General features: G+C 65.0%; 1 protein-coding gene. It reads right to left on the minus strand.

Annotated features, from left to right (window positions below; genetic code table 11):
• A partial coding sequence (locus ACSVIE_RS21080; protein WP_442425156.1) for a transposase family protein occupies window positions 1–737 on the minus strand: 737 nt, incomplete at its 3' end.
• Window positions 738–819 lie beyond the last annotated feature (82 nt).

Here is an 819-nt window from a genome sequence, read left to right on the forward strand (position 1 = left end):
ATCCGCAGGGCCTTGCGGAACGCTGCAGAGGGGTCGATCGCGACGACCTGCACGCCCAACCGCCATTCAAGCGGGCGGGCGAAGAGCCAGTCGCCGACGCCATCACTGTCGCGGCCGTCCACGATGCCTAGAACTTGACCGGTGTCCAGATCGACGATTGTGGTCATCCATGGTTCGTAGCGTTTCCAGGCTTTGGTGGCGGGATCGCGGAAGAACCGGACCGACCGGTAGCGGTGTTCATCAATCCCAAGCATCCGCGGTGCCATTGCATCAACGTCGGGCAGCGTCAGCGCGGCCGCCGAGTCCAGGGCCCGCTGGACCAGCCACCACGACACCCCGAAGGATGAGGCTGCTTCCATTGCTGCCCGTCCGGACCCGATCACGGCAGCTACGAGCGCGTCGCGAAGGCGGCGGGTGGACCGTGCCCGGCGGGGAACCTGGCTTGTTTCCTCGGTGAACGTCTGCTGAGGGCACAAGTACTCATCGCAGAAGAACCTCCGCTTGGCCCAGACCACTTCGACTGGCCCGGCGATGGGGATGTCACGCAGCCGTTGTGGCCGGCGGGAATGAACCCGGGCGCTGATCACGCCGCAGGACGGGCAGCCGGCCTCTGCGGTGGCTTCGACACTGACCCGCCGCTGCCCGAAGCCCAGGATCTCGGTGCCGGTGACGCGGTAGTCGGGCAGGTTGAAGATGGCGGTGGCAGCATCAGGGTGCGGGGAAGTAGGCTCGATCAAGGCTCGTAGCTCCTGACTTGATGAATGCGTAGAGAACATCCATCACAGCAGGGCTACGAGCCCTTCAGCTCTCAAGACACGA

The sequence above is a fragment of the Paenarthrobacter sp. NCHU4564 genome (assembly GCF_052156435.1).
In the GTDB taxonomy this organism is placed as follows: domain Bacteria; phylum Actinomycetota; class Actinomycetes; order Actinomycetales; family Micrococcaceae; genus Arthrobacter.